Annotated in this window: 14 protein-coding genes and 1 riboswitch; of the genes, 6 read left to right on the top strand and 8 right to left on the bottom strand. The window is 71.5% G+C overall.

Features of this window, described 5'->3' with window-relative positions:
- Window positions 1-29: 29 nt before the first annotated feature.
- Window positions 30-1,160: a rod shape-determining protein gene (locus AB0J42_RS01520; RefSeq protein ID WP_364287200.1), complete on the bottom strand. Its 1,131-nt coding sequence runs from the start codon at window positions 1,158-1,160 to the stop codon at window positions 30-32.
- A 119-nt stretch (window positions 1,161-1,279) separates the two neighbouring features.
- Between AB0J42_RS01520 and AB0J42_RS01515 the strand changes: the two genes are divergently transcribed.
- From AB0J42_RS01515 to AB0J42_RS01505, 3 genes are all read left to right on the top strand, one after another.
- Complete coding sequence (locus AB0J42_RS01515; RefSeq protein WP_364287197.1) at window positions 1,280-1,480, top strand: DUF5302 domain-containing protein; 201 nt, start codon at window positions 1,280-1,282, stop codon at window positions 1,478-1,480.
- 155 nt (window positions 1,481-1,635) lie between these two features.
- A riboswitch (cyclic di-AMP (ydaO/yuaA leader) is annotated at window positions 1,636-1,774 on the top strand.
- A 203-nt stretch (window positions 1,775-1,977) separates the two neighbouring features.
- Complete coding sequence (locus AB0J42_RS01510; RefSeq protein WP_364287194.1) at window positions 1,978-2,838, top strand: hypothetical protein; 861 nt, start codon at window positions 1,978-1,980, stop codon at window positions 2,836-2,838.
- Between the two features lie 38 nt (window positions 2,839-2,876).
- Window positions 2,877-3,725, top strand: a complete 849-nt coding sequence (locus AB0J42_RS01505) for an alpha/beta hydrolase (RefSeq protein ID WP_364287191.1) — start codon at window positions 2,877-2,879, stop codon at window positions 3,723-3,725.
- Window positions 3,726-3,889: 164 nt separating this feature from the next.
- Here the strand turns inward: AB0J42_RS01505 and AB0J42_RS01500 are convergent, their stop codons facing one another.
- From AB0J42_RS01500 to AB0J42_RS01480, 5 genes are all read right to left on the bottom strand, one after another.
- Window positions 3,890-4,261, bottom strand: a complete 372-nt coding sequence (locus AB0J42_RS01500; protein WP_364287188.1) for a hypothetical protein — start codon at window positions 4,259-4,261, stop codon at window positions 3,890-3,892.
- A 23-nt stretch (window positions 4,262-4,284) separates the two neighbouring features.
- Window positions 4,285-4,659, bottom strand: coding sequence for a roadblock/LC7 domain-containing protein (locus AB0J42_RS01495; RefSeq protein WP_364287185.1), 375 nt, complete (start codon window positions 4,657-4,659; stop codon window positions 4,285-4,287).
- A gap of 29 nt (window positions 4,660-4,688) precedes the next feature.
- Window positions 4,689-5,489 carry a hypothetical protein gene (locus tag AB0J42_RS01490; RefSeq protein ID WP_364287182.1) on the bottom strand — a complete coding sequence of 267 codons (801 nt, stop codon included), beginning with the start codon at window positions 5,487-5,489 and terminating at the stop codon, window positions 4,689-4,691.
- Between the two features lie 3 nt (window positions 5,490-5,492).
- Window positions 5,493-5,870 (bottom strand): roadblock/LC7 domain-containing protein, encoded by a 378-nt coding sequence (locus AB0J42_RS01485; protein WP_364287179.1) that lies wholly within the window; start codon window positions 5,868-5,870, stop codon window positions 5,493-5,495.
- A 171-nt stretch (window positions 5,871-6,041) separates the two neighbouring features.
- A complete protein-coding gene (locus tag AB0J42_RS01480) occupies window positions 6,042-7,262 on the bottom strand; it encodes a DUF4032 domain-containing protein (protein ID WP_364287176.1) in 1,221 nt (406 codons plus the stop codon).
- A 22-nt stretch (window positions 7,263-7,284) separates the two neighbouring features.
- On the opposite strand from AB0J42_RS01480, the gene AB0J42_RS01475 reads away from it, so the two are divergent.
- The gene (locus AB0J42_RS01475) at window positions 7,285-8,862 is read left to right on the top strand and encodes a DUF885 domain-containing protein (RefSeq protein ID WP_364287173.1); all 1,578 of its coding nucleotides are present in this window, start codon (window positions 7,285-7,287) and stop codon (window positions 8,860-8,862) included.
- Here AB0J42_RS01475 and AB0J42_RS01470 read toward each other — a convergent pair.
- Together AB0J42_RS01470 and AB0J42_RS01465 are read right to left on the bottom strand one after the other, a co-directional pair.
- Window positions 8,834-9,466 (bottom strand): class II aldolase/adducin family protein, encoded by a 633-nt coding sequence (locus tag AB0J42_RS01470; protein WP_364287170.1) that lies wholly within the window; start codon window positions 9,464-9,466, stop codon window positions 8,834-8,836. The two genes, AB0J42_RS01475 and AB0J42_RS01470, sit on opposite strands and share 29 nt — an antisense overlap.
- 639 nt (window positions 9,467-10,105) lie before the next feature.
- On the bottom strand, window positions 10,106-10,693 hold the full coding sequence (locus AB0J42_RS01465) for a TetR/AcrR family transcriptional regulator (protein WP_364287167.1): 588 nt from the start codon (window positions 10,691-10,693) through the stop codon (window positions 10,106-10,108).
- 64 nt (window positions 10,694-10,757) lie between these two features.
- Here AB0J42_RS01465 and AB0J42_RS01460 point away from each other — a divergent pair, with 64 nt between their 5' ends.
- Both AB0J42_RS01460 and AB0J42_RS01455 read left to right on the top strand, forming a co-directional pair.
- Window positions 10,758-11,675 carry a carbohydrate kinase family protein gene (locus tag AB0J42_RS01460; RefSeq protein WP_364287164.1) on the top strand — a complete coding sequence of 306 codons (918 nt, stop codon included), beginning with the start codon at window positions 10,758-10,760 and terminating at the stop codon, window positions 11,673-11,675.
- Between the two features lie 34 nt (window positions 11,676-11,709).
- Window positions 11,710-12,924, top strand: coding sequence for an aminotransferase class III-fold pyridoxal phosphate-dependent enzyme (locus tag AB0J42_RS01455; protein ID WP_364287161.1), 1,215 nt, complete (start codon window positions 11,710-11,712; stop codon window positions 12,922-12,924).
- The last annotated feature ends 14 nt before the right edge of the window (window positions 12,925-12,938 follow it).

Raw genomic sequence — 12,938 nt, 5'->3', positions numbered from 1 at the left:
GGTCGCGGATCTCTACGAGGGAGAGGGCGTTACGAGAGGGCGCGGGGGCCGGTGGGGCCGAGGCGGTCTACGTAGTGGCCGAGGCCGAGCGCGACCGACTCGACGGGGCGGTCCGCGCGTCGTACCGGGACGCCCAGGGCGGCGCGCAGGCGGCGGGGGAGGCCGCGCAGGAGGGCGCCGCCGCCGGTCAGCACCATGCCGTGGGCGGCGATGTCGCCGGCCAGTTCGGCAGGGCAGTCTTCCAGGGCCGACGCGGCGGCGCGGGCGATGGCCTGGGCGGGGGCCCTCGTGACCTCGTACAGCTGCTGGACGGGGAGCCACGCCACCCGCTGGCGCCGCGAGCCGGGGTCGAGGCCGCGGACGATGACGTGCCGGTCGATCGGTTTCCAGGATGAGCCGGCGCGGAGTTTGGCCGCCTCCGCCTCGGCCGGGCCGACCAGCAGGCCGTGTTCGCGGGCGACCAGGGCGGCGATGGCGGCGTTCACGGCGTCGCCGCCGGTGTGGACGGTCCGGGAGGCGATGACGGCGCCGCAGGCGAGGATGGCGATCCTGGTCACGCGGGGGCCGATGTCGACCACCATGCGCCCGGCGGGCTCGGTGACGGCCAGGCCCGCGCCGAGGGCCACGGCGACGGCGTGGTCGACGAAGTACACGCGCCTGGCGTCCGCGCGGTAGGCGAGGCTCTTGGCGGCCTCGCGCAGGACCGGCGATCCGGCGCCGGGGAGCGCCATCACCAGCCGGGGCCGGGCGAAGGGGTGGCCGTGCACCTTGGTCAGGAAGTGCTTGACCAGCCGTCCGGCGAGCTCGCCGCCCTCGCGCACCGGCCAGCGGGGGACTCCGTCGCCTTGCCGTACGGCTTCCGCGCCGAAGAGGACGCCGCCGCCGGGGGAGCCGAGCACGCCCGGGGGTGGGGAGCCGAAGACGACGTCCTGCTGGGCCACGTACGCGGAGGCGCCGTAGAGGGTGTCCTGGCCGTTGCGGTGGGAGGCGGCGAGGGAGGGGCCGGGGTCGGTGAGGAAGGCGGCCGAGGGTTCGTTGAGCACGATGCCGGCGCCGCGGGCGTAGATCTGCGTGGTGGCGGCGCCGAGGTCGATCGCGAGGTCCCGGCCGAGGAATCCGAGCGGACTCACCCGCCGCCGCTCCGGGGGGAGAAGCTGCATGTCACTTGGTGTTTCCTCGATCAGGTCAAGGCAATACCAAGTCGTCCATGACGGTTTCCGGTTATGCGCTGTCATGGCCGCCGTGCCAAGCTGGCCTCGTACGCACACAGGAGGTCCTCATGGCGGAAACCCCGGAGTCGGAAGTCGGCGAGACTCCCGAGGACGAGATGAAGCGCAAGTTCCGTGAGGCGCTGGAGCGCAAGCGCGGTCAGCAGGCCGGATCCGGCGGGGGTGGCAGGGAAGCCGGCCATTCCAAGATCCACGGAAAGCATGGTCCGGTCGCCGGCAAGCGATCTTTCAGGCGCAAGAGCGGCGGCTGACGCTGGGTGTTCGAGGGGGTACGGCATGCCGTACCCCCTTTTTCTAGGTAGATCTTCGCCCGAATCATGGGGATACCTTTGCGTATGTCCGGTTTGCTCGCTAGATTGGGCCGCATCAACCGGGCAGTGAGCTCGGCTCTTCACCAGGAAGAGGCGACTGCCCGGCGCCGAATCCCGCACCGCGCGGGAACCGGGGACCCATCTCATCTGGGGTGAATCCGGCCCAGGCGGCCGGTAGGGCATCTCCACGTCCGAACCCGTCAGCTAACCCGGTAGGCGAGATGGAGAGGACAGTTTCTTTGATGTATCACCGCAGTTCTTCCCCCCACCGCGGGATCTCATCGACCGCCGGCTGAGCGGCGACATTCTTCCTCATATCTGATCGCGCTCCGCGCGTAGCGTCCGCATGGCCTGAGCCCGGCTACGCCCTCTGACGAGCGCTGTCTTTCCTGTTCCCTCACGAAGGACTTCTGTTTTCCATGTCTGCTCGCTTCAGCATGCGTTCTTTCGCCCTGCTCGCCGCCACCGCCGGCACGCTCGCGCTCGGCTCCGGCGCCACGGTTCTCGCCGACACCGGTGACGACTCCGCCAAGAAGACCGCCAAGGCCACGACCACCCAGAAGGTCCTGCTCAAGGGCAAGACCACGGCCTCGTATTTCTGGGACGACGGCTCCGGCCGCGCCGGCGACACGGGCCTGCCCGCCAGCGGGAAGCCCATGCAGAAGGGCATGGCCGCCAGCCCCAGCTGGCCGCTGCTGACCGAGGGATACGTCATCTACAACGGCAAGAAGGCGCCGTTCTTCGTCGGTGACCGCGGTCCGGGCAACCCCTCCAACCGGGGCATCATGCTCGACTTGGACGCCAAGACCTTCGCCGACCTGACCGGCGGCAAGTTCAACCCGCGCACGCTCATGGTGGACGGCAACGGCGGCAAGGGCCACATCAAGGTCGAGTACGTCATCACCAAGTGGGGTGACGGCCTGGGCCTGAAGAACCACCCGGTCGCCTTCTCCACCGGCGCGTACAAGCGCATGGACCGCAACCCCGCGACCCCGCCCCCGACCGTCCTGGCGGAGGACGAGGCCGAGGAGAAGGCCGAGGAGAAGAAGAAGGCGAAGGACGAGAAGTCCCTCGCCCAGGGCGGGAAGCCCGGCCCGGTGCGGGTCTCTCCGGTGAAGGCCGGCTTCGCCCACACCCAGCCCGTGGCCGAGCGGAAGCCCGCCGAGACCACCGAGGCCGCCGCCACCGGCACCGAGCGGAGCGGCCTGACGGGCGCCGCCGTGGTCGGCGGAGTGGCGCTGCTCGGCGGCGGTCTGGTGCTGGGCCGCGAGCGCATCCGCAGGCTGGTGCGCCGCTGATCTTTGCGGCGGCCCGATCCGAATGACATTCTAGGGCCGTGACCTCGATCGCATCGGCCAACGGCATCGACATCGCGTACGAGAGCTTCGGCTCTCCCGGCGGGCGCCCGCTCCTTCTGATCATGGGGCTGGGCGCCCAGCTCATCCACTGGGACGACCGGCTCTGCGCACAGCTCGCGGAGCAGGGGCACCACGTCGTCAGGTTCGACAACCGCGACGCGGGCCTGTCGACCCATCTCCACGACGCGGGCGCCCCCACTCCCGGCGGGCCCGCGCCCTACCTCCTGAAGGACATGGCCGAGGACACGGCCGGGCTGATGGACGCGCTCGGCTGGCAGGCCGCGCACGTGATGGGCGCCTCGATGGGCGGCATGATCGCCCAGACGCTCGCCATCCAGCACCCCGATCGCGTGCTCACCCTCACCTCGATCATGTCCACCCCCGACCTCGGCGTGGCGCCGCCGACCGAGGCCGCCCGCGAGGCCCTCTTCGCCAAGCCGGTGAGCACCCGGGAGGAAGCCGTCAAGCAGGCGGTGGTGACCTCGTCGGTGATCGGCTCCCCGGGCTACGAGCTCGACCGCGAGCACATCGAGCGGCTGGCAGGGCAGGCGTACGACCGCTGCCACGACCCGGCGGGCGTGGCCCGGCAGCTCGCCGCCATCATGGCCTCGCCCGACCGGACCGAGGCGCTCACCCGGCTCAACGTCCCCGCGCTGGTCGTGCACGGCGCCGACGACCCGCTCATCCCGCTCTCCGGCGGCCAGGCCACCGCGGCGGCGATCCCGGGCGCGGAGCTCAAGGTCTTCCCCGGCATGGGGCACGACCTCCCCGCCCCCGTCTGGCCCGACCTCGTCGAGGCCGTCTCCAAGCTCACCGCCGGCCAGTGACGGCACGTTCCCGCGGGCCAGCCAGAAGGCCCGCGGGAACGTACGGGTGGAAGGGGCGCACCTCGCGAGCTGCCGGGAGGCTCGCTGCCTCACGAGGTGCGCCCCGGCGACGGCACGCGCCCGCCGCGCCCGGGCGCGCGCCGCCGGGTCTTCGGGGCGGAGGGTCAGACCTCCAGCCGCTCCTCGATGCCTTTCAGGTGGTGCCTGGCCAGGGCCAGGTTGGCCCGGCCGCGGTCCAGCGCCAGGTAGAGGAACAGGCCCTTGCCGCCGCGGCCGGATATCGGCCGGATGAGGTGGTACTGGCTGCCGAGCGTGATGAGGACGTCCTCGATGGCGTCGTTGAGCCCCAGCGAGTCCATCGTGCGGAGCTTCGCCTTGACGACCTCGGTGTTGCCCGCCGCGGCGACCTGGAGGTCCAGGTCCTTGGAGCCGCCGAGGGAGCCCAGCGCCATGCCGCTGCCGTGGTCCACGATGGCGGCGCCGATGGACCCGTCGATCGCCATCATCTCCTTGAGAGAGATGTCCATGCTGGCCATGTTCTTCCTCCGTTCGAAAACGATCACTTGTTGCCTGCTGCCACCGCCGCCACCGCGGCGGCGGTCTTGCGCCCCTCCAGCCGGAGCAGCCCGAGGTTGGCGCCGGGCTCAGCCAGGACTGTGAGGACGACGGTGGGCCCGGCGGCGTAGAACGCGGCGTATCCCGCGCTGCCGGAGACGAGCGTCTCCTCCAGATCACCCCGCCCAGCCAAGATCATCATGCGCCGGCTCATCGCCAGCAGCGCCGCCGCCAGCGCGGACACGTGCTCGCTGGTGTCCTCCGCGAGGTCGCACGCGATCGTCAGCCCGTCGATCGTGGAGGCGACGCTCCCCTTGATGTCGGGGGTCCGTTCGCGCAGGAGAACCATCTCCTTGAACACTTCGTGACGCAGTTCCACCGATGGCCTCCTCCTACGTGAGGGGAACCTCACGACAGCTCCTCCAGCGCCTTCCTGAGCCGCAGCAGCAGCTCGATGTCCGTGGGGTCCCCGTTGACGGCCGGGCCGAGCGGGCCGCCGCCGGCGGGGGCGGCCGTCCTGGGCCGGCTGAGGTCCAGGCGCTTGACCCGCTGGGGCAGGGGCGCCGCCTCCTCGGTGACGATCAGCCCCGCCGCCGCCAGCCGGCGCACCGCCAGCAGGACCGCGTACCCGGACCGGCCCATCCGCTTGGCCAGCTCCAGGGGAGTGGCCTCGCCGTCGGCCCGTACCGCCACCTCCCACTGCACGTCGGTGAGGGTCACGCTCTGCCCGGCCAGCCGCGGCGCGAGACGTACCGGAGCGGTGTCCGCGTCGGCCCGCGGCCACGTCTCGGCGAGCCGCGCGCGGCGGCGCGCGCACTCGCGCACCAGGCCGGGCACGTCGAAGTACCACCGCCCGCCGAGCCAGTGCCCCTCGCCGGGCCGGAACTTGGGCCGGGTGCCGGTCGCCGGCAGCAGGAAGAACGCCGCGTCCAGCACCGCGCCGAGCACGCAGTACTGCAGCTCGCCGAGCGTGACCCGGCCCTCCTCCAGCAGCCGGTCGGTGCCGCCGTCGCTCTGCATCCTGCGCAGCGCGGACTCCGGCACCCGGCCCGCCGCCGCGAGCAGCCGCTCCGCGCCGGGCACTCGCGCGCAGGTCATGTACGTGATGCGCCCGTCGTCGAGATAGACGGTTCCGGTACGGCCGATCCTGAGCGCACCGGTGGCCCGTTCCTTGGCGAGCCCGGACAGGAGCGTGTCCAGCGAGGGCATCGGTCACGCCAGCAGCTGCTCGGAGATGGCGCGCAGCCGGTGACGGGCCAGCGCGATGTTCGACCGTTCCGCGTCGAGGCGGACGTAGATCACCAGCGGCCCCTCGAACAGCGTGTCCATCACCCTGATCAGGTGGTGTCCCTGATCGGTGCTGATGAGCAGGTCGCCGATCCGGACGGTGTCGCCGGGGCAGGTGCGGGCCAGCCCGTCCATGCTGGCCCGCAGCATCTCGGTCAGCGCGGCGGCGGCCTTGTCGGCGTCCACGCCGTTCGGCTGCCCGCTGAAGGACACCGCCATTCCGCTCGTATGGTCCACCAGCATCGCGTCAAGCGCTCCCGGTATGGCCATGACTTCGGTCAGGCAGCTGTCGAGTGCGAGCACGGTGACCTCCCTCGCCGTCATGAGGACGTCGCACAGCTTAGGAGAATCGGAAGAGGCGGAAATGGACCGTGATAACGGGAGCCGTACCGAGATGAAGTTGTTTATGACTGAGGCGGAGAAAAACCCTCCGGGGAGGGAGATCTCCGCCGTTTTCGAGAAATGTCGGAGGCGTTATGGAGTTTTATTCACGTTTTCGTCGTCAGGCAGCAGCGCTTTCTCGTCGGGTTTGAAAACCAGCACGTTCTCCACGTACGACTGCACGGCCGCGCTCAGCCCCACATCGGCCCCGGCGGCCTCCGACAGGTACCACCGGTGATCGAGGATCTCGTGGAACAGCTGCGGCGCCTCCAGCTTGCCGCGCAGGTGCGCCGGGATGGCCGCGATCGTCGGCTGGAACACCTCGGCCAGCCAGCGGTGCGCCACGATCGCCTCGTCCTCATGCCGCAGCCCCTGGGCCACCCGGAACCCGTCGAGGTCGTTCAGCAGCCGCCGGGCCTGGTTCTCCTCGGCGTCCAGGCCGGTCAGCCGGAGCAGGCGGCGCTGGTGGTGGCCGGAGTCCACGACCTTGGGCCGGACGATCAGCCGGCCGGTGCCGACCTTGCGCCGCACCATCATCTCGGCCACGTCGAAGCCGAGCAGGTTCAGCCGCCGGATCCGCTGCTCCACCCGGTGCCAGTCGACCTCCTCGATGATCTCGTCCTGGGTCAGCTCCGCCCAGAGCCGGTGGTAGCGGTTGACGATGTCCTCGGCGGTCTCCATCGGGTCGACCGACGGGTGCAGCAGGCCGCCCGCCTCCAGGTCCAGCATCTCGCCGAAGATGTTGAGGTGCGCGGTGTCGATGTCGGCCAGCCGCTGCCCGTCGCTGAGCATCGGGTGCATCTCGCCCGTCTCGGCGTCGACCAGGTAGGCGGCGAACGCCCCGGCGTCGCGCCGGAACAGCGTGTTCGACAGCGAGCAGTCGCCCCAGTAGAACCCGGCCAGGTGGAGCCGCACCAGCAGCACGACCAGTGCGTCCAGCAGCCGGGTGAGCGTTTCGGGCCGCAGCGTGCCGGACATCACGGCCCGGTACGGCAGCGAGAACTGCAGATGACGGGTGATCAGCGCCGCGTCCAGGCCCTCGTCGCGGCCGGTGACGTAGGCGACGGGCTCCACGGCGGGGGCGTCCAGCCGGGCCAAGTCCCACAGCAGCTGGTATTCGCGCCTGGCGTACCGCTCGCTGATCTCCTTGATCGCGTAGACCTTGCCGCCCAGCCGGGCGAAGCGGACGACGTGCCGCGAGATGCCGCGGGGCAGGTCGACGAGGTGATGCTCTGGCCACTCGGCGAGCGGCTGGTCCCAGGGGAGGCGGATGAGGTCGGGATCGCCTAACGTGCCGGTGATCTGAAGGGGCATTCGACCAGGATAGGGTGCGTCGGTGGACGAGTTTCTCAAGTGGTACTTTTCCCGGCGACCGGTCCTGGCGAGCACCCTGGGCGCCGACGGCTACGACCACACCCTCGGCGACTTCTCCGCCGCCGCGTTCACCGAGCGCGAGCGGGAGGAGGCCGCCTGGCTGGCCCGGCTGGAATCCTCCGCCTCCGGCGACCCGATCGACCGCGAGCTCGTGCTCTCCCAGCTCCGCGGCGCGGTCGCGCTGGCCGAGTGGCCCGACTGGCGGCGCGACCCGGCCGTCTACCTCTCAGCGGTCTTCGCCGCCCTGTTCACCCCGTTCCAGCACCGGCTCAAGCCCGAGCCCGAACTGGTCGACGCCGCGATCTCCCGGCTGGCCGAGGTGCCCGGCGTGCTGGCCGCCTGCCAGGCCAACCTCGACCCCGAACTCGCCGCGCCGCTGCTCGTCGAACGCGGCCTCGGGCAGGCGCGCACCGGCCGCGGCTTCCTCACCCAGACCATCCCCGGCATGGTCGGCGACCCCGATCTGCGCGCCCGCCTCGCCGAGGCCGCCGAACCGGCCGCCGCCGCCTTCGACGAGCTGGTCACGTTCCTGTCGGAGTTCCGCTGCGGCGGCACCTGGCGGATGGGCGAGCGGCTCTACTCGCGCCTGCTGCGCGAGCGCGAACTCCTCGGGTACGGCGCCGGCGAGCTGCACGAGAAGGGCCGCGCCGCCTGGGACGACCTGGACGGGCGGATGCGCGAGGTCGCCGTACGGGTGAACGGCTCGCCCGACTGGCGGGCCGCGATGGAGACCCTCATGGACGACCACCCGGACACGCTGGAGCAGATGCGGGACGAGTACGACGCCGAGACCCGCCGGGCCCGCGCCTTCGTCCTCGAACGGGACCTGGTGACGTTCCCCGAGGGCGAGGAGTGCCTGGTGCTGCCGTCGGCCGTCTACACCCGGCCGATCGTCGCCGTCGCCCACTACCTGGCGCCGCCGCCGCTCAGCAGCTCGCGCACCGGCGTCTTCTTCGTCCCCTACACGCCCGACCACTTCACGCCCGAGCAGGTGCGGCAGCGGCTGCGCACCAACAGCCGCGCCCAGATGCCGTCCATCGCGGTCCACGAGGCCTACCCCGGGCACCACTGGCACCTGGCCACCCTCGCCGAGCACCCGAGCCGGGTCCGCAAGGTCTTCCGCACCCCGTACTTCACCGAAGGCTGGGGCCTGTACGTGGAGAAGCTCCTGCACGAACAGGGCTACTTCGACACGCCCGCCACCGAGCTGGCCCACCTGGACTTCCGGATCTTCCGGGCCGCCCGCATCGTCGTCGACACCGCGCTGCACTGCGGCGACATGACGATCGAGGAGGCCGAGACGTTCATGGCCACCAAGGCGTCGCTGTCGCCCGGCACCGCCCAGGGCGAAGTCAGCCGCTACTGCGCCTGGCCCACCCAGGCGCCCTCGTACCTCACCGGCGCCATCGAGATCGAACGGATCCGCGCCTCGTACGAGGGCTCGCTCAAGTCCTTCCACGACCGGATCGCCGGCTCCGGCGGCCTGCCCCTCGGCCTCGCCGAAGCCGCGCTCAACGGCGGGGGAACTCCGGCGGGTTGACCGCCCGCTCCACCACGGCGGCCAGCTGCTCCTCGGTCAGCACGGTGGGCGTGCCCACGCTCAGCCCGCGCACGTACACCTCGCACAGCCACTCCAGCAGCCGGGTGGCCTCGAACGCCTCCTCCAGCGTGGCGCCGACGGTCACCCCGCCGTGGTTGGCCATCAGCGCCGCCCGCTTGCCCTCCAGCGCGGCCCGCACGTTCGCGGCCAGCTCGTCGGTGCCGTACGTGGCGTACTCGGCGACCTTGACCACCCCGCCCAGCAGCAGCGCGTTGTAGTGCACCGGCGGCAGCTCGGTCATCGTCGTCGCCACCACCGTGCTGAACACCGAATGCGTGTGCACCACCGCCTGCGCCCCGGTGGCGCGGTAGATCGCCAGATGCATCGGCGTCTCCGACGACGGCAGCAGATCGCCCTCCAGCAGATACCCGTCCAGATCCACCACGGGACACTGCTCAGGAGTCAACCGATCGAGCGCCACCCCCGACGGGGTCACCACCACCCGCTCGCCGTCGCGCACGCTCAGATTCCCCGACGTCCCGATCACCAGGCCCAGCTCGACGGCCCGCCGACCATACGCGCACAGCTGCTCGCGGAGACTCATGGCGGCAATGTAGTCGGTCGTCCGAAATGCAGCAACGCACGTGAACCCCTCGCACCGTCACGGAGGGATCTTCACCAGCCGCGCAGCGCACCGCTCAGGCGGGGGGTAGTGACACCTTCCCGCCGTACGATCGAGCCCCCTCTCACGGCGGGCACCTTCGATAAGGAGAGGGTCTTCACCGGCCAGGAAGAGCGGCCGCGCACCCGAGGTCACGGTGGTCATCAAGGGGGAGCGCGGGTGCGGCGTCCGCGGGATCGTGACATCCGGTGGGTAGGTGCGTCGGCCTCGGCAAGGCGGCGGTGCGCCTCGTGCGCGGCGAAGGTTCCGGCAAGGCGGGCGTGGCGATGACTCCGCAGCTCAGCTTCCACGGCGGGCTGGCCGATCTGCTCGCCGCCGTCGTGGGAGTCGGCCACCGACCCTCGCGCTCCCGCCGTACAGTCCGGCTGGCACGTCCGAAGAGGAGAGGGTCTTCAGCACGGGCGGGCGCGCACCGAGGTCACGGTGTCCGTCCAGGCCCGCGGGGCGGGCCCTCCCTCGCGACAGCTGGTGGGTGGGCGCGTCAGTCTCAGTGCGTCCGGGGGGTTCCGGTGAGGAGGCGGGCTGAGCGCGGGGGGAGGTCTCCGGCGGTGAGCAGGGTCGTCAGCGGAGGTTGTCGAGGTGTTGGAGGAGGATGCGTTCCAGGTCGACGCGGCGGAGGCGGTCCGGGTAGAGGAGGAGGTGGAGGCTGAGGCCGTCGACGAGGGCGAGCAGGTGTTCGGTGACGTCGTCGAGGTTCTGGTCGGTGGAGAGCTCGCCGGCCGTCTTGGCCTGGGCGAGGAGGTCGCGGACGGCGGCGCGGAGTTCGGCCGCCTCGGAGCGCTGGACGTCGGCGAGGCGTTCGGAGGCGAGGCTGCGGCTCCAGAAGCTCACTTCCAGGCGGGTCTCCTGGGTGCGTTCGGCGTCGAGGGGCAGGTTGTCGAGGAGCAGTTCGCGGAGCGCCGCGAGGCCGGTGACGCCTTCGACCTTGCGGGCCAGCCGTTCGCGGATGCGCTGGTGGGACTGGCGCAGCGCCGACAGCAGGATGTCGTCCTTGTCGGTGAAGTAGTGGGCCAGGACGCCGTTGGAGTAGCCGGCCTCCTTGGCGATGGCGCGGGTGGTGGCGGCGTCGAGGCCGTCTCTGGCGATGACCCGGCGGGCCGCTGACAGCACCTCGGCCCTGCGCTCGTCGTGGTCCACGATCTTCGGCATCCGGCACCTCCTCTTCCCGCTCCAGCATATTGACTTTTTAGTCGGACGTCTGTCTATTTAAACCATGACCGTCGTCACAGTCGGCGTCCACATCGTCGACATCCTCGCCAGGCCCGTCTCCGGCATCCCCGACGGGCAGGACACCGTGCTCGTCGACGAGATCCGGCTCACCGCCGCGGGCTCCGCCGCCGGCACCGCCGTCGACCTGGTCAAGCTGGGCAACGAGGTCGTCACGATGGGCGTCGCCGGCGACGACGAGCTCGGCGACTTCCTGGCCGCGGTGCTCGCCAAGCGCGGGGTGGACGTCTCCCGGCTGGTCCGCAGGCCGGGGGAGCGCACGGCCGCCTCGATCCTGCCGATCCGGCCCGACGGCGGGCGGCCCAGCTTCCACGTCCCCGGCGCGAACCTCGGCGTCACGCTCGCCGACCTGGACACCGCGCTGCTGCGGCGGGCGCGGGCGATCCACCTGGGCGGCATGGACGTGACCTTCGCGCTCGCCGACCCCGCGTTCTTCGCGCTGCTCGACGAGGTCAGGGCCGCCGGCACGCTGGTCACGATGGACCTGCTGTCGGAGATGCCCGACCTGCTCGGCCCGGCCCGGGCCTTCCTGCCGCACGTCGACTACGTGCTGCCGAACGACAGCCAGGCCCGGCTGATGGCGGGCGCCGAGGACGTACGGGAGGCGGCCGAGACGCTGCTGGCCGACGGGCCGCGCGGCGTGCTGGTCACCCTCGGCGAGGAAGGGAGCCTCGTGGTGACCGCCTCCGGCGCCGAACAGGTGCCCGCGATCAAGACCGAGGTGGCCGACACCACCGGCTGCGGCGACGCGTACTGCGCCGGGTTCCTCACCGGGCTGCTGCACGGGCAGGACGTGCCGGCCGCCGCCCGCTGGGGCACCGCCGCCGCCTCCCTCGTCGCCACGGGGCTCGGCTCGGACGCCGGGCTGACCGACCTCGACGCCGTACGCGCCCTCCTCGGCTGAGGCGCGCCCCTCCGACCACCCACAGGAGCCCCCCATGTCAGACGCCGAACTCCGCGCCCGGGCCGCCAAGGTCGTCCCCGGCGGCATGTACGGACACCTCAACGCGGCCATCTTCGCCCCCGGATACCCCCAGTTCTTCGAACGTGCCGAAGGATGCCGGCAATGGGACGCCGACGGTCGCTCGTACATCGACTTCATGTGCAGCTGGGGGCCGGTCGTGCTGGGCCACCGCCACCCGCGGGTCGAGGAGGCGGCGGCGCGGCAGGCCGCGCTCGGCGACTGCCTCAACGGCCCCGGCCCGATCATGGTGGAGCTGGCCGAGCTGCTGGTCGACACCATCCCCAGCGCCGACTGGGCGATGTTCTCCAAGAACGGCACCGACGCCACCACCCAGGCGCTCATGGTCGCCCGCGCCGCCACCGGCCGCACCAAGGTGCTCCGCGCGCACGGCGCCTACCACGGCGCCGACCCGTGGTGCACGCCCTCGACCGCCGGGACCACCCCGAACGAGCGGGCCGACCTGATCGAGTTCGACTACAACTCGCTGGAGTCGCTGGAGGCCGCCGCGGCGAGCGCCGGCGACGACGTGGCGGCGATCATCGTGACGCCGTTCAAGCACGACTCGTTCGAGGACCAGGAACTGGTCGAGCCCGCCTTCGCGCGGGGGGCGCGGGCGCTGGCCGACCGGCTCGGCGCCGCGCTGGTGATCGACGACGTGCGCGCCGGGTTCCGGATCGACCTGCGCGGGTCCTGGGAGCAGTACGGGGTCCGCCCGGACTTGACGGCCTGGTCCAAGGCCATGGCCAACGGTTACCCGATCGCCGCGCTCACCGGCGTCGACGCGCTGCGCGGCGCGGCCCAGACGCTCTACACGACCGGCTCGTTCTGGTTCTCCGCGGTGGCGATGGCGGCGGCCAAGGCGACCATCGAGACGCTGCGCGACACCGAAGGCATCGCGGCCATGGAGCGCGCCGGCACCCAGCTGCGGGAGGGCCTGTACGCGCAGGCCAAGGCGCACGGCTTCACCGTCAACCAGACCGGCCCGGTCACCATCCCCTGGCTCAGCTTCGACGGCGACGCCGACCTGTCGGTGGCGATGTCCTGGAGCGAGGCCTGCCTCAGGCACGGCGTGTACCTGCACCCGTGGCACAACTGGTTCATGTCCGCGGCCCACACCGAGGAGGACGTCGCCCGCGCCCTGGAAGGCACCGACCAGGCCTTCGCCGAGACCCGATCCCGCTTCGGTTGAGCTTCGGATCTCTA

The organism is Nonomuraea sp. NPDC049649, assembly GCF_040675175.1.
Classification (GTDB): Bacteria; Actinomycetota; Actinomycetes; order Streptosporangiales; family Streptosporangiaceae; genus Nonomuraea.
The sequence above is the reverse complement of the archived record's forward strand: the minus strand, read 5'-3'. Positions and strand labels throughout refer to the sequence as shown.